The sequence below is a fragment of the Lysinibacillus telephonicus genome (assembly GCF_039654155.1).
Taxonomy (GTDB): Bacteria; Bacillota; Bacilli; order Bacillales_A; family Planococcaceae; genus Ureibacillus; species Ureibacillus telephonicus.
The window spans coordinates 943585-966523 of record NZ_CP155468.1 but is presented as its reverse complement, the minus strand read 5'-3'; the positions used below and the strand labels follow the sequence as shown (position 1 = coordinate 966523).

Annotated in this window: 22 protein-coding genes; 5 read left to right on the top strand and 17 right to left on the bottom strand. The window is 32.1% G+C overall.

From position 1 onward, the window contains the following. The gene (locus MKY04_RS04480) at positions 1–1173 is read right to left on the bottom strand and encodes a sensor histidine kinase (RefSeq protein ID WP_346235401.1); all 1173 of its coding nucleotides are present in this window, start codon (positions 1171–1173) and stop codon (positions 1–3) included. A gap of 171 nt (positions 1174–1344) precedes the next feature. Here MKY04_RS04480 and MKY04_RS04475 point away from each other — a divergent pair, with 171 nt between their 5' ends. From MKY04_RS04475 to MKY04_RS04465, 3 genes are all read left to right on the top strand, one after another. Continuing rightward, entirely contained in the window at positions 1345–1977 is a 633-nt protein-coding gene (locus MKY04_RS04475; RefSeq protein ID WP_346235400.1) for a YigZ family protein, read from the top strand. A 196-nt stretch (positions 1978–2173) separates the two neighbouring features. Continuing rightward, positions 2174–3259: an LCP family protein gene (locus tag MKY04_RS04470; protein WP_346235399.1), complete on the top strand. Its 1086-nt coding sequence runs from the start codon at positions 2174–2176 to the stop codon at positions 3257–3259. Positions 3260–3553: 294 nt separating this feature from the next. Further along, on the top strand, positions 3554–4096 hold the full coding sequence (locus tag MKY04_RS04465) for a metal-dependent hydrolase (RefSeq protein WP_346235398.1): 543 nt from the start codon (positions 3554–3556) through the stop codon (positions 4094–4096). A gap of 208 nt (positions 4097–4304) precedes the next feature. Here the strand turns inward: MKY04_RS04465 and MKY04_RS04460 are convergent, their stop codons facing one another. Further along, positions 4305–5384 (bottom strand): MraY family glycosyltransferase, encoded by a 1080-nt coding sequence (locus MKY04_RS04460; RefSeq protein ID WP_346235397.1) that lies wholly within the window; start codon positions 5382–5384, stop codon positions 4305–4307. Positions 5385–5811: 427 nt separating this feature from the next. Between MKY04_RS04460 and secA2 the strand changes: the two genes are divergently transcribed. Together secA2 and MKY04_RS04450 are read left to right on the top strand one after the other, a co-directional pair. Continuing rightward, positions 5812–8178 carry an accessory Sec system translocase SecA2 gene (gene secA2, locus MKY04_RS04455; protein ID WP_346235396.1) on the top strand — a complete coding sequence of 789 codons (2367 nt, stop codon included), beginning with the start codon at positions 5812–5814 and terminating at the stop codon, positions 8176–8178. Then, positions 8178–9074 carry an accessory Sec system S-layer assembly protein gene (locus MKY04_RS04450; RefSeq protein ID WP_346235395.1) on the top strand — a complete coding sequence of 299 codons (897 nt, stop codon included), beginning with the start codon at positions 8178–8180 and terminating at the stop codon, positions 9072–9074. Before secA2 ends, MKY04_RS04450 begins: the two co-directional genes overlap by 1 nt. A 143-nt stretch (positions 9075–9217) precedes the next feature. Here MKY04_RS04450 and pyrF (MKY04_RS04445) read toward each other — a convergent pair whose 3' ends face one another. The 15 genes from pyrF (MKY04_RS04445) to MKY04_RS04375 all read right to left on the bottom strand — a co-directional run bounded on the left by pyrF (MKY04_RS04445) (position 9218) and on the right by MKY04_RS04375 (position 22723). Then, entirely contained in the window at positions 9218–10192 is a 975-nt protein-coding gene (gene pyrF, locus MKY04_RS04445; RefSeq protein WP_126293545.1) for an orotidine-5'-phosphate decarboxylase, read from the bottom strand. Then, complete coding sequence (locus tag MKY04_RS04440) at positions 10185–10826, bottom strand: hypothetical protein (protein WP_126293546.1); 642 nt, start codon at positions 10824–10826, stop codon at positions 10185–10187. The genes pyrF (MKY04_RS04445) and MKY04_RS04440 overlap by 8 nt, the downstream gene beginning before the upstream one ends. A gap of 89 nt (positions 10827–10915) precedes the next feature. Beyond that, positions 10916–11536 carry a dTMP kinase gene (tmk, locus tag MKY04_RS04435; RefSeq protein ID WP_126293547.1) on the bottom strand — a complete coding sequence of 207 codons (621 nt, stop codon included), beginning with the start codon at positions 11534–11536 and terminating at the stop codon, positions 10916–10918. Beyond that, positions 11533–12363: a hypothetical protein gene (locus MKY04_RS04430; RefSeq protein WP_148103500.1), complete on the bottom strand. Its 831-nt coding sequence runs from the start codon at positions 12361–12363 to the stop codon at positions 11533–11535. Before MKY04_RS04430 ends, tmk begins: the two co-directional genes overlap by 4 nt. Before the next feature lie 27 nt (positions 12364–12390). Further along, positions 12391–13077 (bottom strand): CPBP family intramembrane glutamic endopeptidase, encoded by a 687-nt coding sequence (locus MKY04_RS04425; protein WP_126293549.1) that lies wholly within the window; start codon positions 13075–13077, stop codon positions 12391–12393. Positions 13078–13365: 288 nt separating this feature from the next. Continuing rightward, complete coding sequence (locus MKY04_RS04420) at positions 13366–13641, bottom strand: PqqD family protein (protein WP_126293550.1); 276 nt, start codon at positions 13639–13641, stop codon at positions 13366–13368. Next, on the bottom strand, positions 13641–14858 hold the full coding sequence (locus tag MKY04_RS04415) for an MFS transporter (protein WP_126293551.1): 1218 nt from the start codon (positions 14856–14858) through the stop codon (positions 13641–13643). The genes MKY04_RS04420 and MKY04_RS04415 overlap by 1 nt, the downstream gene beginning before the upstream one ends. Positions 14859–14863: 5 nt before the next feature. Beyond that, entirely contained in the window at positions 14864–15151 is a 288-nt protein-coding gene (locus tag MKY04_RS04410; protein WP_126293552.1) for a hypothetical protein, read from the bottom strand. Beyond that, positions 15148–15807, bottom strand: coding sequence for an orotidine-5'-phosphate decarboxylase (gene pyrF / locus MKY04_RS04405; protein ID WP_126293553.1), 660 nt, complete (start codon positions 15805–15807; stop codon positions 15148–15150). Before pyrF (MKY04_RS04405) ends, MKY04_RS04410 begins: the two co-directional genes overlap by 4 nt. Positions 15808–15822: 15 nt before the next feature. Further along, positions 15823–17076, bottom strand: coding sequence for an aminotransferase class V-fold PLP-dependent enzyme (locus MKY04_RS04400; RefSeq protein WP_126293554.1), 1254 nt, complete (start codon positions 17074–17076; stop codon positions 15823–15825). Between the two features lie 645 nt (positions 17077–17721). Continuing rightward, positions 17722–18369, bottom strand: coding sequence for an AroM family protein (locus tag MKY04_RS04395; RefSeq protein WP_346235394.1), 648 nt, complete (start codon positions 18367–18369; stop codon positions 17722–17724). Positions 18370–18399: 30 nt separating this feature from the next. After that, the gene (locus tag MKY04_RS04390) at positions 18400–19782 is read right to left on the bottom strand and encodes a dihydroorotase (protein WP_126293556.1); all 1383 of its coding nucleotides are present in this window, start codon (positions 19780–19782) and stop codon (positions 18400–18402) included. An 11-nt stretch (positions 19783–19793) separates the two neighbouring features. Beyond that, complete coding sequence (locus tag MKY04_RS04385; protein ID WP_342774105.1) at positions 19794–20702, bottom strand: dihydroorotate dehydrogenase; 909 nt, start codon at positions 20700–20702, stop codon at positions 19794–19796. Positions 20703–20705: 3 nt separating this feature from the next. Then, positions 20706–21488: a dihydroorotate dehydrogenase electron transfer subunit gene (locus tag MKY04_RS04380; RefSeq protein ID WP_410799198.1), complete on the bottom strand. Its 783-nt coding sequence runs from the start codon at positions 21486–21488 to the stop codon at positions 20706–20708. Positions 21489–21493: 5 nt separating this feature from the next. Further along, complete coding sequence (locus tag MKY04_RS04375) at positions 21494–22723, bottom strand: M20 family metallo-hydrolase (protein WP_126293559.1); 1230 nt, start codon at positions 22721–22723, stop codon at positions 21494–21496. Between the last annotated feature and the right edge of the window lie 216 nt (positions 22724–22939).

Sequence of the window (22939 nt, the reverse complement as noted above, 5' to 3'; positions counted from 1 at the left end):
CTATTTTAATTTTTCTAATTCAAGTTCATCGTCAGGAAACGGCACTTTGAATGAAACAATAGTTCCTTTTCCAATATTACTTTGGATATCCATCGTCCCTTTTAGCAAATCAATTCTTTCTCTCATTCCGATAATACCAAAAGATTGATCCTTTACACTAGTTTTATCGAATCCTTTGCCATTATCTTTGACTAGAATATTGACGCTATTTGCAAGCCACTCTATTTTTACCCATATCTCTAGTGCTTTTCCATGTTTCATAGCATTATTGACACATTCTTGTACTAAACGGAAGATGGAAACTTCATAATCTGAAGGAAGTCGTTTTTCATTACTATAGGATTGAAAATGAATTTTAACGCCTTCATTGTATTCCATTACTGTAGACAAATATTTTTTTAAAGTGGGAACAATACCAAGGTCATCTAATGCCATTGGACGCAAATCGTAAATGATTCGCCGTACTTCGGATAAGGCATCTCGTACAGTTACTTTTAATTCTGCAATTTCTTTTATCGCTGCGTCAATACCTCTTTCTTTATACGTCCGTTCAATTAAGTTTGAACGCATTAGAACGTTTGCCATCATTTGTGCTGGACCGTCATGGATTTCACGAGAAAGACGCTTTCTTTCTTTCTCCTGTGATGCAATAATCTTAATACCAAACTCTTGTTTAATTTTTGCTTTTTCTAATGCAGCAGATACATTTTTCAAATCAGAAGTTAAATAATTTAATACAACATTTACTTGGTTGACGATATGCTCAGCTCGTTGTATTGTGTCGTATAGTACTCTTAATCGCCGTTCTAAGTCATCTCGTTTTTCTCGCAGTCTTTTTTCTTCTGAACGGGTTAGAGAAAGTCTGATTTGAAGATCATTTGCTGATTCGTAGGCTTCCCGCACTTGCTCTTCAGAATATTTATCAAAAAACCTACTCACTTCTACTAGACGCTGCTTAGCAATTTTGGTTCTGGTTTCTAATATGTCGCTTTCATTTATGAGAATTTTTATTTGTTGTTTTATGATTTCTAGCTCTGCTTGCATTTCTTCAAAGCTTCTACGACTTTGTTCACTTATAATAAAAATATCATTTTTTGAATTTGTAATTGTTTCGATCATACGATGAAAAATTACATCAAGTGAACCAATGTCAACATTATCGTTTGAAAACATACCTTTTCCCCAATCTAATTGGTGTTAATATTATAACAATAAAAGGTTTCTAAGATTTAAAACCCAGTAAACAGAATTGTTAAATACTATTATAACATTTTAATTTTAAATTTTAAGTAAAATTACTACTATAGAATAATGTATTTTTTGTTAAAAAAAGGAGAAATTTTAATGCGAAAAGACTATAAAACGGTAAAAGGATATGGAGAAAGGGAAATTGTCATCTCAAAATCTCGATTTATTGCTTATGTAAATAGAGCTGACACTGAGGAGGAAGCACTAGATTTTATTGATAGTATTAAAAAGAAGCATCCGAATGCTACTCACAACTGCTCTTGTTATATGGTTGGGGAACACGATCAGATACAAAAGGCAAACGATGATGGGGAACCCAGTGGAACTGCTGGCGTCCCTATGCTAGAAGTATTAAAAAAACAAGGTTTAAAAGATACTGTCGTAGTTGTTACCCGATATTTCGGCGGCATAAAATTGGGTGGAGGCGGATTAATTCGTGCTTACGGCAAATCAACTACAGAAGGAATCGATGCTGCACAAGTAGTCGAACGAAAATTACATCACGTCATGAAGGTTTCTATTGATTATACATGGCTTGGTAAAGTAGAGAATGAAGTTAGAAATTCTCATTACACTTTATCAGAAATCCAATATGCAGAGGGAGTAGATGTGTTTGTGGAAGTATTGAAAGATGAAGAGGAAGCTTTCATAAACTGGATTACTGAACTTACAAATGGGCAATCTATTATTTCTTGCATTGATAAGAAATTTGTAGAATTTATCGTATAATTTGCGAAATTTTATTTTACTGTATTTCGACAACATAGTATAATTAGTTTTATTGAAAAAAATTAAACTTGTTGTCGAAGTACATACAGATACATACTGCAAGTTTTACCACTGATGATTGGTATTATGTTCGACATACTAAAGATGTATACAAATTAGATATATTATGCGATTCCTACATTAGAGGAGAGTTTAAATGAAGAGAGTAGAAATAAAAAAGAAAAAGTCGACAAAATTTTCCTTAATTCTCAAAGTAATATTATTATTGTCGGCTTCCCTTTTAATTTGCGTAACAGCATATGGCATTTATATAACAAAAAAAGCAGAACATGCAGCCAATAAATCGTTTGAGGAAGTTGCAGATCGAGAACAATCTGACAAACGACAGGCAAAAGTTGAACCTGTTCAAGACAATGTCTCTATACTTTTTATCGGTGTAGATGATAGTGAAAAACGCGGTCAAGGTTCAGATAATTCCCGCTCAGATGCTTTAATATTAGCTACATTAAATAACGAAGAAAAATCGGTAAAATTAGTTAGCATTCCACGTGATTCAAAAGTTTATATCCCTTATGTTGGATATGAAGATAAAATCACTCATGCGCATGCTTATGGTGGTACACTTGCTTCAATTGAAACAGTAGAGGAATTATTTGATATTCCTGTTGATTATTATGTACGTATGAACTTTAATGCATTCATCGATGTTGTCGATGCATTAGGTGGTATTGAAGTTGACGTTGATATACCATATGCCTTTACTGAAAAAGATGAAAATGACCGCTATTCAATTCGCTTGGAACCAGGCTTGCAACAGTTAAATGGCAGTCAGGCACTTGCCTTAGCGAGAACTCGTAAACATGATAGCGATATTATGCGAGGCAAGCGTCAACAAGATATTTTAAAGGCAATTGCAAAAAAAGCTTCTTCTGTATCAGCTATTACAAAATATGATGATATTATTGAAGCAATTGGCGATAATATGAAAACTGACATGACTTTTGATGAAATGAAATCTTTCTTTAGTTATTTATCAAATGGTATTCCACAAATTGATACATTAACTTTAGAAGGTTCGGATGATATGTCTACAGGTATTTATTACTATCTACTTGATCAAGAATCTTTGGAAGAGACACAACATATTTTAAAAAGCCATCTAGGTTTAATTCCAGATACATCTGACATTTCCGGAACAATGTCAGGAACAAATAACAACTTAGACGTAACAGCATCTGAAAATATACAAGCCGATACTTATAATTCTTCATTACAGCAATAGTATTGACTACATCGTATTTCTTCATAACTATCATAGACCAACCCTTAGAATTTTATTCTTAAGGGTTGTTTTTTTATTTTATATTTTAAAAGCAACTGTACTTGAATATGAACGAAGCACACAGAAGACGAAAGAAGTATTACCTTTTTAATCTAACTCCTTAGATAAAAGTAATTAGTTGAATAAATCTACCATTTGTAATAAAACTATTACATACGAAAAGTACATAAGGTAGAAAATAATCCTTCTTTTTCGCTTCAAAGACTAAACACATATTAAAAAGGAGGAAAAATCATGAATAAATCGGCGCATTTGATGAGTGGTTTAACAGTAGGAATTGCAGTTTCGAAATACATAGTTCCAACTGTTCCGTATAACGACCAGATAGATGGAATGGTTGGGATTGGAGCAGTCCTTTGTGGGGCTTTATTAGGTTCACTTCTCCCCGACATAGATCATCGAAACAGCTATATCGGCAGAAAACTTAGAATTACTTCTTTCATTATTAGCAAAACTCTAGGGCATCGAAGCATCGTACACACTCCTCTAGTAATCTTTGCTTTTTCATCATTACTTTTCTACCTTGCTATGCAGTTAACAGGCATTATACATGACGTATCGCTTTTCTTTGTGATTGGGGCAAGTTATGGAATGTTTAGTCATTTATTTTTGGATATGCTGACTAGAAGAGGCATCCCTCTACTGTATCCATTAACCTCAAAAAGCTTCAGAATTGCAAATTTTAAAGGAGGTGGCATTGGAGATAACCTAGCCATTTATAGCTGTACTATTTTAATTATTTTGATGTTACTAAATTTTAAAATTCCTTTTTTATAGGTCTAAAATACATAAGTAAAGGGACGTTATATATTCAAAATAAATATGTAATGTTCCTTTCTTTCTAACATAATATTCTAGAATAGCCTTAATGTAATTTGTAATGAAGTAATTTCACAAAATTAACATCAACTATTGAAGGAATAAAAAAGCCCTTACTCCAAGTCGTTTCAAAGACGTTCAAAGTAAGGGCATGTATTTTGTTATTTTATTTATTAAAAATCCTCGCTAAATTAATTAACGGTCGATAGTTTTTACCTGCTAATCCAATTACTTCAACGAACAATTCAATTGCCACTAAAATAACTGTAATAAGTAAAATTGCACCCCATAATTTTGCCATTGAGAATATAATGGCTGCAATACCAAATAAGGCTGCAATACCGTAAATAATTAAAACAGTTTGTCGATGTGAAAAACCGATATCAATTAAACGGTGATGTAAATGCGATTTGTCTGGATCAGACCATTTTTGCTTGTTACGCACACGACGTACAATAGCAAAGAATGTATCAGAAATTGGTACACCAAGCATAATAACAGGGATAATAAATGAAAAGACCGTTACACCCTTAAAACCAAGTAAAGAAAGTACAGCAATCATAAATCCTAGAAATAATGCACCAGTGTCACCCATGAAAATCTTTGCCGGATGGAAATTATAGAATAAAAATCCGACTGTGCTGCATGCTAAAATAGCTGCAGTTGCAACCACGAACATATTGCCCATAATTAAAGCCATACATGCCAATGTAATTAAAGCAATTGTTGAAACACCTGCTGCAAGACCATCTAAACCATCGATTAAGTTAATGGCATTTGTAATCCCAACAATCCATAAAATTGTAAATGGAATACTTAAAAATCCAAATTCTAATTCTCCACCAAATGGTAAATTAATGAATTCAATTTGAACTCCGCCAAAAAATACAATGATACAAGCTGCTACTAATTGCCCTAACATTTTTGCTTTTGCGGATATTTCGTACATGTCATCTAAAATACCGGTAATGACAATTACTGATGCACCTAATACCATTGCTAATGGTATTATAAATGGATTTTCTCCAGTTTGAACTAATGGAGTCCCAGGTACTGGTCTTAAAATAGCTAGTCCTACTAAAAAAGCAATAAATACTGCTAACCCACCTAATCGTGGCATTATCCGCGAGTGTACTTTTCGATAGTTTGGCGCATCAACAGCACCAATGCGAAACGCTAATCGCTTGACAAGTGGAGTGATTAAAATGGACACAACTAGTGCCACGATTAAAGACACATAAAGCATGTCTCTCCTCCTCAAAAATAAAGTATAAGCACATAATCAATTACACCTTGGTATAATTGATTCCGGATTTCGTGCTCGTGAAAACACAAGGCAATTCTTAGATGAAATCCGTGAGATCCGCCTAAGGCTTTATCTTCATTCAAAGGGGGATTTTAGACCCCCACTGAATGAAGATAAGCCTAAATCATTATAGCATGAATAAAAACTAAAATATAGATGTTCTCCATTACATTTATGAAACATTTAAAACAAATTCATCAATTTTTAATTGTAGATAGAGGAACCATTTTTAGGGGAAATTGGTTATTTTAATAACTTATATTTCATTGATTTAGTTTTCCCCTTCCCTAAGTAGTCATACATTCAAAAGTTTGATAGAATATCTAAGTGTCTACATATTTAGACGATGTTTAAAGGAGCGTAAAAAATGTTCTCAATTTTAAATCGTAACAAAGAAAAAACTAGTGTTCGAGAATTAAAACGATATTATAAATTGGTTGATCAAATCAATAAACTAGAAGTTACATATTCATCCATGTCCGACGATGAACTTAAAAATATGACGGTCACTTTTAAAGAAAAGTTACAAAATGGAGAGGAAATAATCAACATTATTCCCGATGCGTTTGCAGTAGTTCGCGAAGCATCAAAACGCGTTTTAAATATGCGCCATTTTGACGTTCAATTAATTGGTGGACTCGTATTAACAGAAGGAAATATTGCGGAAATGCCTACTGGGGAAGGTAAAACATTAGTTGCATCCCTTCCATCCTACGTACGCGCCCTTGAAGGTAAAGGTGTTCATGTTATCACAGTAAACGATTACCTAGCGAGACGCGACTATGAACTAATTGGGCAAATCCATCAATTTTTAGGTTTAACAGTTGGTTTAAATGTACCGATGATGGAGCTTAATGAAAAGAAGAAAGCCTATAAAGCAGATATTACTTACGGTGTAGGGACAGAATTCGGTTTCGACTATTTACGAGATAATATGGCACATTCAATCGCAGATAAAGTGCAGCGTCCATACCATTTTGCCATTATTGATGAGGTGGACTCCGTTTTAATTGATGAAGCAAAGACGCCATTAATTATTGCAGGAAAAATGTCAGCCAATGAAGAGCTTCACCGAATTGCAGCACTTCTTGCAAAACGCTTTAAAAAAGATGAAGACTATGACTTCGATGATGAAACTAAAGCAACGTCCTTAACAGAACAAGGAATTGAAAAAGTAGAAGCTGCATTTGGTGTTGATAATCTCTACGATTTAGATCATCAAACACTCTACCACTATGTAATTCAAGCAGTTCGTGCCCATGTAATGTTTGAACGCGATGTGGACTACATTGTGAAGGACGATAAAATTGAATTAGTTGATATGTTTACAGGACGTATTTTAGAAGGTCGTTCTTTATCGGATGGGCTGCATCAGGCATTAGAAGCAAAAGAAGGCGTTTCAATTACAGAAGAAAATAAAGCACAGGCCCAAATTACAATTCAAAACTACTTCCGTATGTATCCAAAATTATCTGGGATGACAGGAACAGCGAAAACTCAGGAAAAAGAATTTCGGGACGTTTACGGAATGCGAGTTGTACAAATCCCAACAAACAGACCTCGTATTCGTATAGATCAACCTGATTATATTTTTGAAACAATTGAAGCCAAATATGAATTTGTTGCTCAGGAAACTAAACGTCGCCATGAGAAGGGACAGCCTATCTTAATTGGGACAACTTCGATATTACAATCAGAAAAAGTGGCAAAATATCTTGATAAATATAACCTACCTTACCAATTGCTAAACGCGAAAACAGTTGAACAAGAGGTTGAACTTATTTCTGAGGCTGGCCAAAGAGGTCGAATTACAGTCGCTACGAATATGGCTGGCCGCGGTACGGATATCGTTTTAGGAGAAGGCGTTGCCGAATTAGGGGGTCTTTATGTAATAGGTACGGAGAAACATGAGAGCCGCCGTGTTGACAACCAATTACGCGGCCGCTCTGGTCGTCAAGGAGATCCAGGAGAAAGCCGTTTTATCATTTCCATTGAAGATGACATGTTCCGTCGATATGCTAAAGATGATGTCGAGAAGTTTATGAAAAAAATTCAAGTTGATGAAAAGAAACTTATTCTTAATAAGGATGTTCATGAATTAATTAATCGTACTCAGCGAATTGTTGAAGGCGCTCATTTCTCATTACGAGAATACAATCTAAAACTAGATGATGTTATCAACGAGCAACGAAAAATTATCTACACTTTAAGAGATAGTATTTTAAAACGCGAAAACTTAATTGAACACCTACGAAAAATGATATTTGAAACAATCGATTTTGCAGTTCGAGACAATGCACCAGAAGAAGTGGATTCAGCACAATGGGAATTTGAAAAAATCGAACAAACACTTAATACACTTTACCTAACACCTATCACTATCGACCGTGAAACAACTAAAATAAATGCAATCTTTGACCAAGTAGAACCCGGTTATTTAGAGCTAAAATCGTTTATTGAGCAGTATGAGGAAAATGAACGCGTTATGTCTATTATCCCTCAAGTAATGCTGCGTTTCATCGATCGTATGTGGGTGAAGCATTTAGAGCAAATGGCCCACCTAAAAGAAGGTATTGGCTTACGAAGCTACCAACAAGAAGATCCAATGCGTATTTACCAACGCGAAGGATTAGAGCTATTCGGTAAAAACTATCAAGAACTTCGCCGTTCAATTGTAGAAGATTTAGTTGTTTTTATGAAAACAATTGATGCTAAAGAAAAGGAGGAACAATGATGAATTTATTCTCATTTTTCAAGAAAACTGATAAAGTAGGAGCCGATAGCGCCATTGATTCAAATCAACTAGTTCAAGACACGGAAGCCTCTTCAGATATTAAAGAGGTTACTACAAAGCTTTCTTTACACCCTGATTGGAACGTACCGTTGGAGCAGCAGTATGTATTTAGTTTTCTAGCCAATGAATTGGAACCATTAAAGCCAAATCAATTATCATTGGCAGCTATTAATATAGAAGAAGATAAAAAGAGTGGTGCATGGTATGTTAAAGCATTTTTCCGTTCTTCAATTCCTAACAATATAGAGCTTGGTGAAATAGGATTAATTATCGTTGATAAAGACGGAAAACGTCTTGCTTCAAAAGTATTTGACTTTAAAGAGCTTGGCACTTTACCACCAGAAAGCGCACGTCCATGGGTATTCAAATTTGAGAAGGAATATCTTGAAACAAAAGAGACACCGAAAGACGGTTGGACAATTGCATTCAATTTAATTGCTTTAAGAGGTCATCAACTTGAGTTAGATGAATCTTGGAAAAAGCAATTACCACAGGAACAACAGGAATTGCTAGCGAAAGTTGTAAAGGAATTGCCGAAGCTTGGCAGAAAAGAAGTGAACTTTACTGGTTTACAGGCAAGAGTTCGAGATGATAATAGTTTAATGGTTTCTATATTTATTCGTAACGGCAACGATCAAGTAATAAATCTAGAGCAGCTGCCATTAGAAATCATTGATGCAAATGGCAAATTAGTAGCAAAAGGTTCATTTAAAATGAATCCTGCCTTAACAGTTCAAGGAAACTCAACAAAGCCATGGACATTCATCTTCCCAGCAAAAACAGTTAATGCTGAAGGTGCAGACTTATCTCGCTGGACTGCTAAGGTTGTACAATAAAATAAAAAATTAGCCGATGTATTAAGTCACATCGGCTTTTATTTTTCTGAATCTTGTTTCTGTGACCAAAAAAAGTTGCACTTCATCGTTTAGTTATCACAGAATTCAGATAACTCAACATAATATAAACCCTGAATAGTACACTAATGTCTACTATTCAGGGCTTCAGCTTTCCATTTTAATTTATTTTCTCTAAGTAATGCATCATTAATATCATTATTCATATTTCTAACCGCATCAGTAATACATTTTTTTATTTGGTGCTCAGTTTTTATTTCTACTTTGTTATAAGAATATATAATACTTCTTGATGCACTTATTAGGGCACCATAGCCATCTGGATTAAAGGCATTAGTTATATTTTCACCTTTTCCCCCTTGAGCCCCATATCCAGGTAAGAGAAAAATACTATTAGGCATTAATTTTCTAAACTTTAGAATATCTTTTGTATGTGTCGCCCCTACGACAGCACCTATAAGTGAATACCCATTTTCACCAATACTATCACATGCGTAATTATTTACCCATTCTGCAATTGTTTCACTAACTGTTAATTGTGATTTTAGTTGTTTATCTTGTAAATCCTCTGAGGAGTCATTGCTAGTTTTTACCAATATGAATAAACCCTTTTTCAAAGAAATTGCACTATTATAAAAAGGATCTATACTGTCTTTTCCTAGATATGGATTTATAGTTAGAGCATCAACAGTTGGATTTGAGTCTCTCCATTTATTCGTTTTATCACCAAAAAAAGACTCAGAATACGCCCTAGAAGTAGGTCCAATATCTCCACGTTTTGCATCCGCTATAACAATCAAACCTTCATTTTTAGCATGTGAAACCAATTCCCAAAAAGTTGCAACACCATAAGCCCCATATACTTCAAAATAAGCTGACTGTAATTTAACTACTGCAACATAGTCCTTAACCGTATTAATAACTGTTTTTCCAAACTCTAATAATGCATGAGCTGCTCCTTGTGAGGAGACTCCATATAAACTCTCGGCTTCTTTTAAATAAAAAAGAGGAATTCTGTTAATATCAGGATCTATCCCTACAACAACATGAGATTTTTTCATCTTAACATTTTGGATAATTAAATCAGAAAAATTAAACATTATGGTGACACCTAGTTTCTAATTCTTTTTTTACGTTTTCAATATTCTTTTTGAATTTCTCATGAACACCATATCTTTTTGCCATTATCATTGTTTCAGGATTAATTACTCTTGAATATGGTAAAATAGGTTGACTTCTAACCAAAAATGAAACTGCAAATGGATTATTTTGAATAATTCTATGGAATTTCCCTGCCTCAAAGAAATAAGTTGATCCTTCATTACATTCTGATCTGGAAATTAGTTCTACTTCTACTTTATCATTAATAGTATTAACTATTTTATACTCTTCGTGTATATAACTTCCATAAACAATGTTTGAAACAAAATGAAATCTATGATCATGAATATTTTCTACCACATCAATTGCATCCGTATTATTCCATAAGTGTAATCTTGCACGCACCTCATCATCCCATAGTACATACTTTTGAAAACCTAAAGGATGGATTTCCATAAGAGATGCTAAATTAGAAATTTCAGTGGTATTCAACTGTAATACTTCGTCCAAAAAATTAAGAATGCTATTGCTATTAATATTTTTATTTATTAATGTACACAAAGCTTGTTGGTGATTTGTATCGACAAAAGCATTAGTAGCTTTTACTTGGCTAATTAATTCCTTTAAGTTCATTTTACCTACTCCCTCCAAATTGGTTTGAATATTCTGAATCAACGTTAAAAAAAAATGTTTTAGCTAAATAATTTGAAAATCCTAGATTATTAGGTAGCTATTATCTTATCTTTTATGATCAAATTCAGTTCTCCAATTATTATCTTATGAATTTCTTCCTCAGATAAAGTTCCATCGATTATAAGTGCATTACTTGGAAGCACCTCATTTAAAAAAGCTTCACGAACTTTTGTAAACATAGTAGGCTCCCTTTCTTCGAATTTAGTTGTTTTACCATCTCTTATAGAAATTCTTTGTAGTAAAATTTCCGGCTCTACATCTAAGAAAACTGTTAAATCGGGAATTAATGTACCATTATTAAGCTGTTTTACATATTGTACATCTAGACCTCGTGCAGAAAAATAGGCTAGTGAACTAAAAAGGTAACGATCAGAAATAACACTTACTCCTCCCTTAAGGGAAGGTTCAATTAAAGTTTTAATATGCCATATTCTATCTGCTGCAGCTAGCATTGCTAATGCTTCCATACTTCCACATTGCCCATTATCTAAATATTCTCTAACCCTTAAATCTTGGCGGTAGTAATCTGTAGGTTGTTTTGTAAGTAAAGTTGGCAATTGTTGATTACGAAACCAATTTTCTAATTTTTGAATTTGAGTAGATTTACCTGAACCGTCTAGTCCACAAACTGCTATTAATAATCCCTTCATCTCGATTTCTCCATTTCTTTAGTTGTTTTCAACATAGAAATTGTTTTATTCCTAATCTTAAATGCGAGTCTAACCATTGCTTTTGTTTGGTCCTTAAGTTCTTCTTCTTCTAAAGAGTTAAGTTGCCCTACATAGAGGGATATAAAATCTGGAACCCAGGATTCAGTACTAGAAAAAACACTGTATAACCGTTTTATTATCCACTTTTCTTTTGGGTTTGTTTGACCATTAATAAATATTATCGATTCTACAGCCTTTTCTAAACAACTTCTAGCATTTATATAGGCTGTTAGAAAGTCTTTAGATTCAAGAGCACCTACAGCATCATCATGTCTGTTTTCACTATAAGCAAGACGATTTAATGTACATGCTAATTTAAAATTTTTGCTATCCATTTTCTTTAGTATAATAGCATCAAATAATTCAGAATTTTTAATAACATAGGAACATAGAAGTCTATGATATAACTCAACTTTTCTTATATCACTAAAATCTATGTTCTCTTTTTGTAATTTACTTTTGTATTCATCTAAAAATTCTGTTAAAAATTTAAATTTTATTAAATTTATATTTATAGGAATTTGATAAGTTAAAATAGTGTATTCGTATCCAAAATAACTATTAGAAATGTTTGAGTTCTCAGGAAATTTAAAATTTTCATTGTAAATAATATAGACATCTAAATCCGACCCCATATTTGAAAATCCCTCAATTACAGATCCAGATATAAAGACAATATCATTCCCACTTACATTTAGATCCTTTAATAATTGTTCTGTTTTAATATTATATTTATATAAGTATTCATCATATTTTTCTTTTGTCATTTTTATCAAATCCATTGTTCATATTTTTTATTTCCTACCTCTTTGCAATAAAATAATATAATTTGTAAAATTATAAGTAATATGGCCAAAAACTATTGGCGCAAATATTTTATCGAAAGATAAATAACAATAACCCAATATAATTGATAATAAAAAATGATAGACATAATCTATAAATTTATATTGGTTATGAGCAAATCTATTAAAATGGTGGTAACATGCAAAAACTAAACCATTTAAAATAATATGCCAAAACGAAGGGTTTGAAATTAAATTATAATAAAAAACTCTAAATAGAAGCTCCTCTCCAATTATAATGAGAGTTAATTTTACCATTTGCATAAAACAAGTTAATTTACTAATAGGTTCCAATAGAGTAGAGATTTTAATTGCTTCTTTTAAGTTGTTATATCTTGTTAGTAATAAAATTAGACTAAGTAGCATGGTTATTAAAAAATAATGATATTCATCTGTGAACCAATCTATATGAATAGAAAATAAAACATTAGGTAAAACCATACTTATTAATATTGGAATATAACGATATTTTATAGGAACATTGATTCTTTGATAGAGTAAAGGAGCAAATGCCATAATAAGTAGTGGCATTGACAACCCTAAAGTAATAATTTGACCTAATTGATTTTCAAATATAAAGAAATAAACATATGTTAAGATTAAAATTATTAAGTATATTTTTTGCCTTTTTAACATATTATTTTACCTTTTGGTAACAAGAGGCAGATTAAGCCGCCTCTTGTTAAGTATTTTTAGAATTTTACATGAGCAATAATTGCTTGTGGGCAATTTACTTTCTTAGCTGTTGGCTTTACATACATTTTTTTCATTAGTATCCCCCCTTTATTAAACTAGTTGCCTCTTGTTAAGTACTTTTAGGATGCAACAACATGGGCAAGAATAGCTTGTGGACAAGTTACTTTCTTAGCTGATGGTTTAACATAACTTTTTTTCATTCATCTCACCTCCTTTCAAGATTACTATCTAATTATATTGTTCATACGCTAATAACTTTTCAGAAATTAAATATTCAATTAGCTCTAAGGTATCCTCATATATTATTTTTTCATCTGTATTTTCATATAATAAACAAAGTTTGTTTATAATATCTTCCACTGTATGTTCACCATCACATAAATCAACAATTTCTTTACCAATACTATTTAACTTCCAAGCAGAGTTTTTACTTACTAAATAGTAATCTCCCTGCAATTCTTTTATCCTAACGGAATAATCTAATATTGGTTTAATAGATTGCATTATGATATCCCTCTTTTCTTATAAGTTATTACTTTTTCAAAAAATAGATAATTTGTTAAAAGAACAAGAATTATACCGATTCCAGATATAGTGAAAACACTAGAAATAGATATTATTTTATTTTCTATAAGCCAACCAGAAAGAAAAACGGCGACCGGTGCAGTAACTCTTGATAACATTTGAGAAGTGGTAAAAACACGGCCTAACATATAAGAAGGTGTATTTTTTTGAAGATAAGTATTTATAAAAATACTACCTAATGTGAGACCTCCATTAATAAAACCGAATAAAATACTAATTATTATCCAATGTGTCGAAATGGGAAAGAATATAAAAGCAATACCTGTAAAAGCACAGGATATAAATATGGATTGGAACAGATTAAAATTCTTATTGATTTTTTTGGCCATTAAGGTAATAAGAAAAGCTATTCCACCACCAAGTGCATATAAATAACCAACTTCTGTGGAGTTTAATGATCTTTCATCTAGGAGGAAATATAAAATCATAGAAGTACTGAAATAGATACTAAAATTTAAAAATAAGGAAATAATATTTATTTGAAAAATGTTTTTATCATGAAATATAAATTTAATTCCATCTAATGAATCTTTTATAATTGACCATTGCTTATTAGATTTCTTTATGGGTTCTTGATTAATTTCCAAAGTTGGTATAAATATTAAGAGAAAGAAAAAAGAAAACATATTTACTAACATAGCAAAGGTCGCATTATAGTAAGCCAATAAAAATCCACCTATTATAGGCCCAATAATTTTGATAATAGTAAGTGAACTTTGTATCCATGAATTAGAAATAAGTAATTCACTTTCTCTCACTATGTTTGGAATAGTACTTCTATATGTCGAAAGAAATAATAACGAAGATGTCGAATAAAGAAACGAAATTACATATATATGATATATTTCCAGTACTTTGAAGTAATATAAAATTGGTATTATACCACAAAGTAGTACTTGTATAAGGGTAGATATAAAAAGAAGTTTTTTCTTGCTGCCATTATCTATTATTGAACCTAGGAAAAAACCGAACAAAATTTGAGGAAGACTTATCATAGCAGCAACTGTTCCCATTGTTAAAGTGGAATGTGTAAGCTCATAAACAAACCAAGGTAGCGCAAGGATATATATTTGTTCTCCTATATTTGAAATACTTTGACTAAAGAAGAGCGTAAAAAATTGTTTATTTTTAATCATTTAATTTACTCATCCTCAATGCGTCCTAATATATTTTCCAAGCTTAGAATTCCTTGATTTATAGTACCGGCATTAGTTACCAAACAATAATTCTTCTCTCTATAAAAATGAATGATTGTATCTAATTTTGTGTCTCTAACTAATACACATTTTGAGGAAAGTTCAATTGATTTTTCTACCTCTTTAATTTTAGTTAACTGTTTTATAGATAAAATTCTTTTAAAATTAATCTTTAAAGTAAAGTTATTACTTTCAGCACAGTATTTTTCAACTTGTAATGACTCAATAATCATACATTAACACTTTCTCTTAAGTTTAAAACAACCTCTCTAGGGTTAGGAGCATTATAAATTGCTCTTCCAATGATAGCAAAATCAGCACCAGCATTTAATACTTCTCTAAAATCTCCCCCCTGTGCACCTACTCCACAAGAGACAATTGTTTTTTTCTCACCTATCGTATTTCTCAATTGGTTTATTTGATCAGGTCTTGTCCCCGGAGCCTGAATACCATACGCATCTATAAGACTACATATATTAGCAAAATCTATTGAGTAAGGTCTTGTAAATTCCAGACCACCTGGATGAGTTAGTTCAGTAACAATTATTACTCCAATTTCATTATTAGCAATATTCATTATTTCTAATAATGCATCTGTACCTATAAATCCATGCACCATAATAGCATCAGCACCTGCTTTTTTAACAAGCTCTACTATTCTGTTATTAGTTACCGGTACATCAGCTACCTTAAAGTCCGCTAAAATTTTCAAACCATACCTTTGTTTGATTTCCGAAATAAGAGATAAACCTTCTTTTAGAATTAAAGGGTAATTAAATTTAATAACATCTATTAAATCATGAGTTTGATCTAATACTTTAATTGCCTCCGCTTTACTTTCAGTATCTAGTGCAAGGATAATATGAGAATTTGGTTTACCTAAAAACATTTGGATTTCCTCCTCTTAAATTTGTTTTATTAATGAAATTTCTTTCAAAGCTTTTTCTAATGTATAAATATCTTCCATCTCATTGAAATAACCAGGGCTTATTCTTACAGTACCTTGTGGAAACGTACCAAGCATTTTATGAGTCCATGGTGCACAATGAATGCCTGCTCTTGTAACTATGTTATAAACATTTTCTAAAATAATAGCTACTTCATTAACTGGATGAAGATTTTTTGCATTAAATGATATTATCGGTAAATGATTTTCTGCTTCAAAATTCCCATAGATATGAATGCCATCAATTGCTTTTAACCTCTTTATAATTTCTTTAGTTAGCATGCTTTTTTTTGTAATAACTTCTTTAAAATTTTGCTCTAAAAAATGTATTGATTGATTGATAGACAGTATTCCAGGTATATTCATAGTCCCAACTTCATAATCTAATTCTTCAGTTGGAATAATAAAATCATCTTCACTCTTGATTCCCGTTCCCCCTGTGAATATAAGGGGCAAATTCATATTATTACGGAAATAAAGAAAACCAGTTCCAGTTAACCCCATTAAACTTTTATGCCCAGAAAAAGCCATAATATCTATATTTTCTCGTTTTACATTAATTTCAATATTCCCAACTGCCTGAGAAGCATCTACAAAAACAATGAGCCCATACTTATGAGCAATTTCACCAAATTTTGATTTATAAATTATATCCCCAGTAACATTAGAACCATAAGTCATGACTATCATTTTAGAATTTGGAGATAGTAAATTTAATAATAATTCTTCGAACTCTTCTTCACTAGTGTTGGTATTAACATTTAATAGTGAATAACTTATATTTCGCTCATGAGTTAAGGAATAAAGTGTTCTAGAAATAGCTGAGTGTTCATACCTAGTAGTTAATACATGATCATTTTTATTAAGAATCCCACGTAGAGCCATATTAATAGCATGCGTTGCATTAAAGGTAAATATTAATTTATCCTCGAAACCGCTCCCTATAAAAGTTTTTATCTTTCTTCTGGATTCATCGAGTATAGAAGAAAGATTATAATCACTACTATAACCTCTTCTATTAATGGATCCGGGAGTTCGGTCTATAATTTCCTGTATTCGCATAGTATCAATGGCTTTCGGAAAACTAGTTGCAGCATTATCTAGATAAATCATTTTTATTATAATCACCTCACAAATTGTTGTAATTTTCCATTTTTTGTTTATTTTATTGTAATTTAAAATTCTGAAGTTTGGATATGTTTGTTTAGACAAAGATTAATATCTTAAATTTGTTATAACTTTTAAAGTAACCTTACAACTGGTGTACAGTTTATTAATTATTCATTACTAAAGTCACGAAGTCTTCAAAGAGTTTGTTTCCATAAAAATTTTCTCCTTCTATTTTCCGCTTTGTTTTAATAAGGAAAAAATATAAAATAGTTAGTTTTTTCCAATAATGAAAAAAATCTAATGGGGTCTTTAAAATACAGCAATATTTTATGAGGATATATAAAGGGTTAGTTAAAGCTAGTAGTTAACTAAAAGAATAAGATTATCTAACATACTTTTAAGAAATTTGAAAGGATTCACAGTTAAATGTTGGGGAGATGTGGTTGCAAGTTTTGAGTAAATAATACAGTTCACACCTATAAAGCACAAACTGCTTATGAACTTTGCTACAACTCAATATAAAGCTTAGAATCAAACAATGTCCTGAATAAAAAAGCGAGATTACATTTTAAAGTGTGATGATTTTTAAATGCTAGTAAACTCGCTGCATATCGAATGAATCACATAGTATATAACAAAATAAATATAATTTTGGATTTTTCCAAAAATCAGTTGACGAAGTAAGTTAAACTTAAATCGTTTATGAAATAAATTAATATATTATTTTTTTATATCAAATTAAATAATTTAATATAAGTTCAATATAGCTCCAACCAATTCTATTGGCGTCCACGTATTCCAATTTGTTTGTTTTTCTACTAAAAGACGGTGTTCCCTTGTGTAACTCATACAATCAAGAACAATTTGACTTACATAATCATTTGGTAAAGCATTTTTTATTTGCTTACAACTAAAATCAGTAGGTGGAATTGCAATAACAATCGGATTGAAGCCATAACTTCTCCACTTTTTCTCATTTGCAGCTATCTGTTCTTTTATTGGAGAAACTACAAGTATATTTTTATTATTCTGATTTGCTTTTACAGTTCCTTCTAATAAAAAGGAAGGTCTAATAATTGGAATCTGTGATTTGAAAAAGAAATCAAACTCTCCTGAACATAATAATACTGCCCTTTTACACCCAAGCTCATGTAAATGATTAATCTGTTTCTCAATAAAAGGTTTAAGTACTTCTATATCAATTACTTCGGATTGGGTTCCTATACGTACACTTAATGGATATTTACCTTCATGTACTGTTAAATTTTTTATAGAGTCATTACTCAATCCATCTAATGCCCCTACTAATATAAATTTATCACCTCTACAGTGCTCTTCAAAATAAGATAATAAATCTAACCTTGGAGAAGTACCCAACGTAATTAATCCAATCATTCAAAACCCTCCTAGCAATCAAATTAAAAATTAGGCTTTTATAAATTGTCCCTTTAAAGTCTCAATTACTTGACCATCTTCCATTACAACATGACCATTTACAATTGTATAAACCGGTAACCCCTTCACTCGGAAACCATCAAAAGCTGTTACTTTGCTCTTGCTTAGTAAATCCTTTGTTCGAATAACAGTTTCTTTAGATAAATCTACAATTGTTATATCTGCATCAGATCCTACCCGTATAACTCCCTTCCGTGAAGCTATCCCATGCTCTAAAGCTGGTTTATATGACAACATTGATACAAGTTGATTTAAAGAAATCTTCCCCGTACTAACAGCATCAAGCATTAATGGAACCAAATGTTGTACACCACACATTCCTGCTGGTGCTTCCCATAAATCCAATTGCTTATCCTCTGCAGTATGTGGAGCATGGTCTGAACAAACCGATGTAATAGTCCCATTTTGCAAACCTTCCCATAATAATTCCTGATCTTCTTTATACTTAATAGGTGGGAAAACCTTCAGCATATTTCCTAGTTCATCATACATAGATGCATCTAAATACAAATAATGTGGACAAGTTTCCCCAGTAATCGGAAGTCCTTCTTCTTGAGCCTTTTTAATATAACCAACTGTCTTACCGGAACTAATATGCAGAATATGCAAACGAGCACCCGTCTCTTTCGCCATTCTAATTCCTGTTTGAACAGTTAACTCTTCAGCTAAACTTGGTCGTGCTTTTAATAAATCTTCATAATTATTTGAGTCATTTTTGTAACGATTTGTTAATGTTTTTATTAATGCACTGTTTTCTGCATGAATAGCAAGCATTTTATTTGTTTTACCTACTTCTTCAAAAATTTCATAAACTTCACCATCGTCCAGTGGTGGAAGTATATTTTTCAGCTCCGGATGATAATTATAAACTAGTTGATAGTTATCTAGATTCAATGCATATCCCCAGAAATATTTATAACCGATAATACCTAGTTCATTTAATCGACTTAAATCTTTTAAGTTTTCCTTCCCTAAGCAAATTGCCCACATTCCAAAATTAACATTTGCTTTACTACTTAAATTTTCGAGTTGCTGATTAAAGTTTTCTTCATTATTTACTGGGGGGTTAGTATTTGGCATTTCAAAGACCGTTGTAATCCCCCCTGCTGCTGCAGATAATGTCGAGTGATAGAAATCTTCTTTATGTGTTGCTCCACCATCTCTTGAATGAACATGTGTATCAATTAACCCAGGTAATACATATTTACCCTTAGCATCAATAACACGTTTCCCCTCACCAAGATCCTCTGTAGAAATGACCGAGATTTTCCCATCTTTTATATACAGATTTGCCTCATACTTTTCTTCATGAGTAACGATCGTTCCATTTTTAATAATTAACTCCCATTCCATTAATAGCACCCCTATTCATTTATTAATACTTTTCCTATAAGCTCGTTTATTGAGGAAATTTGATGTTGTTCCATATACTCTTTAATTTCATCTAGAATTTTTTCCATTGCATTTGGATATATAAATGAAGCAGTTCCTACTTGAACTGCAGAAGCCCCAGCCAAAATCATTTCAATAGCATCTTCGCCATTCATTACGCCCCCACACCCAATAATTGGTACTGAAGTAACTTGATTTACTTGATAAATCATACGAATAATAACTGGTTTTACTGCTGGACCGGACAATCCTCCGACAATATTACCGATTTTAGGTTTTCTTGTATGAATATCGATAGCCATCGCGAGTAATGTATTGGCTACATTCAGTGCATCCGCACCAGCTTCCTCACAAGCTATTGCAATTTCTTGTATACTAGTAACATTTGGAGTTAGTTTTGGTATAACTGGTAAATCAGTGACGGATTTTACTTTTTGAATGAGTGAATACGAAATATCTGAATCCATTCCAAATGACTTCCCATCGTGCTCTAAATTTGGACACGAAATATTGAGTTCCAAAGCAGAAACCACTGGATGGCCAGAGATTATCTCCGCCATTTCAGCAAATTCATTAATAGAATCCGCTGAGATACTTGAAATGACAGGTAAATTATATTTTCTGTACTGTTCTAAAATATTTTTCAAATAATAATCAATACCCTTGCTTTGTATACCAATAGAATTAATCATGCCACTAGTTACTTCACAAACACGAGGGGTTTTATTGCCGGGACGAGGATATTTTGTAATACTTTTAGGTACGATTGCTCCTAATTTTTTAATATCTAAAAACCCATCCATTTCGTATCCAAAGGCACCTGAAGCGGGCATAATTGGATTTTCCAATTTTAATCCGCCTATATTTACAGATAAATCCACTATTTATAAGACCACCTTTCTTAAATCAAAAACAGGTCCTTCTTTACAAACTCTAACCGATTCGATATTTTCATCATTTAAAATATTACATACACATGCGAAACACACTCCCATACCACATGCCATATGTTCTTCTAAAGCTATCTGCCCCTCTAACTTTTGCTCTATAACAAATGATTTTGCTAATTTTGATAGACGTTTTGAACCACATACATAAATTCCCTGGATGGAAAATTTGTAATGGATTTTTTGCATTATTTCTTTAACATGAGTTAATTCACTTGTTCCTTCTTCATCAGTAACAATGTGTAAATGAACTCCTAATGAGGTTAACAATCGCACCGCTAATAAATCATCTTTTGTTCGTGCACTTAATATTGCGTGGCACTGTATACCCTTCTCTACTGCATATTGAGCAAGAGCAGTAAGGGTCGCAATACCAACCCCTCTTGCAACTAATAAAATGTGCCTAGCACCATTATTTAATTTAAAAGGAACTCCTAAAGGACCGACTAAATCCATACAATCTCCATTTTTAAATTTTGTCAGCCTTTTTGTACCATCGCCTTTAACTAAATATAAAAACTCTATAGTTTTTTTATCATAATTAATTTTGTAAACGCTTAATGGCCTACGTAAAAATGGAAACGTATTTTCATTCGAACATAATAGATTAAAAAATTGACCTGGAAGGACATTGTCAACATCTTGCCCAACAAAAACTTCCATATGCCAATATCGAGATGAAATTTGTTTATTGAATAAAATTTCATTTAACTTATACAACATCATCACTCCTTATCAACAGCAAGTAAAAAATCTTTCATCAACGAGATTCCTTTCATAATCTCTTGAATACACGTATATTCTTTAGGGTTATGACTAATACCGTATTTGGAAGGTACAAATATCATTGCGGATTTAAATAACTTTGCCATATTCATGACATCATGGCCTGCACCACTACTCATTTTCTTAACTTTAAAATTATTTTTTTCTGCTAACATTAATAGTAAATCGATATAGTATTCATCCATTGGAACGGATTGTTCCTCAGAAAGCTTTATTATTTCTATTTCTACATTACGCTGATTTTTTAATAGAAAAATAGTTTCAATTAATTCCTCTGTTACACGATTTCTAGATTCCATATCAATTCCTCTAATATCAACCTGTAAAAGAGCTTCCCCGGGAATAATATTCATCCCTCCTGGCTTAATCGATAGCACTCCAACAGTTGCTACCGTACTATAAACCGATTCTTTAATTCCTAAACTTTCTATTTTTAATACTAATTCACTTGCAGCAGCTAAAGCGTCCTTTCGATATTCCATTGGTGTTGTACCCGAATGAGCAGCTTCACCTAGTACTTTTATTTGATACCGAGCCGGTGCTGCTATAGATGTCACAACTCCTATTTCTAGCTGTTCTTTTTCAAGTATTGGACCTTGCTCGATATGTAACTCTATAAACGCTTTTAATTCACTTTTATTACGAACAACTTCATCGATTTTTTCTATACTTAAATTTTGACTACTTAATGCATCTTCAAATGATATTTCATTACGATCTTTTAAACTTAGTAACTCCTTAGCTGAAAGCTGATTTGTCATTACTTTACTCCCAATAGTTGAAACACCAAATCTTGAAGATTCCTCACACGCAAATACTATAATTTCGATTGGATGATTTGTTATAATACCCTGTTCATTTAATGAGGTTACTACTTCTAAACCACCAATGACACCAACTAGCCCATCAAATAATCCTCCATCATATACTGAATCTAAATGGGATCCCATTGCAATTACAGGTAATCCATCCTTTAACCCGTCTTTACGAGCAATTACATTTCCAATTGCATCCATTCTTACCGTCATCCCCTGTGCCATACATAAACGCATAAAATGATGCTTTGCTGCTGTTTCAACATTTGTATAAGCAATTCTATTAATCCCTTCACCTTCAAAGGAGTAATTTCCAAACACCTCAATCAAATGTTTTACTCGTTCCTTATTCATTCATTACCTCCAACTACTCTTATATACAAATAGTTTAACGGATAATTTTCCGAAAATTATTACTATTATTAACAATTTTCACTTCTAAACTTTGTCTTTTTCAATAAAAAGTTGTTACATGTATCCTTATCCGTATTGTTTAGAAAGACAAAAATTAATTGAATTTTTGATAGAAAATAAAATAGACTATCCGAAAATGAATAGTCTACAAAATTT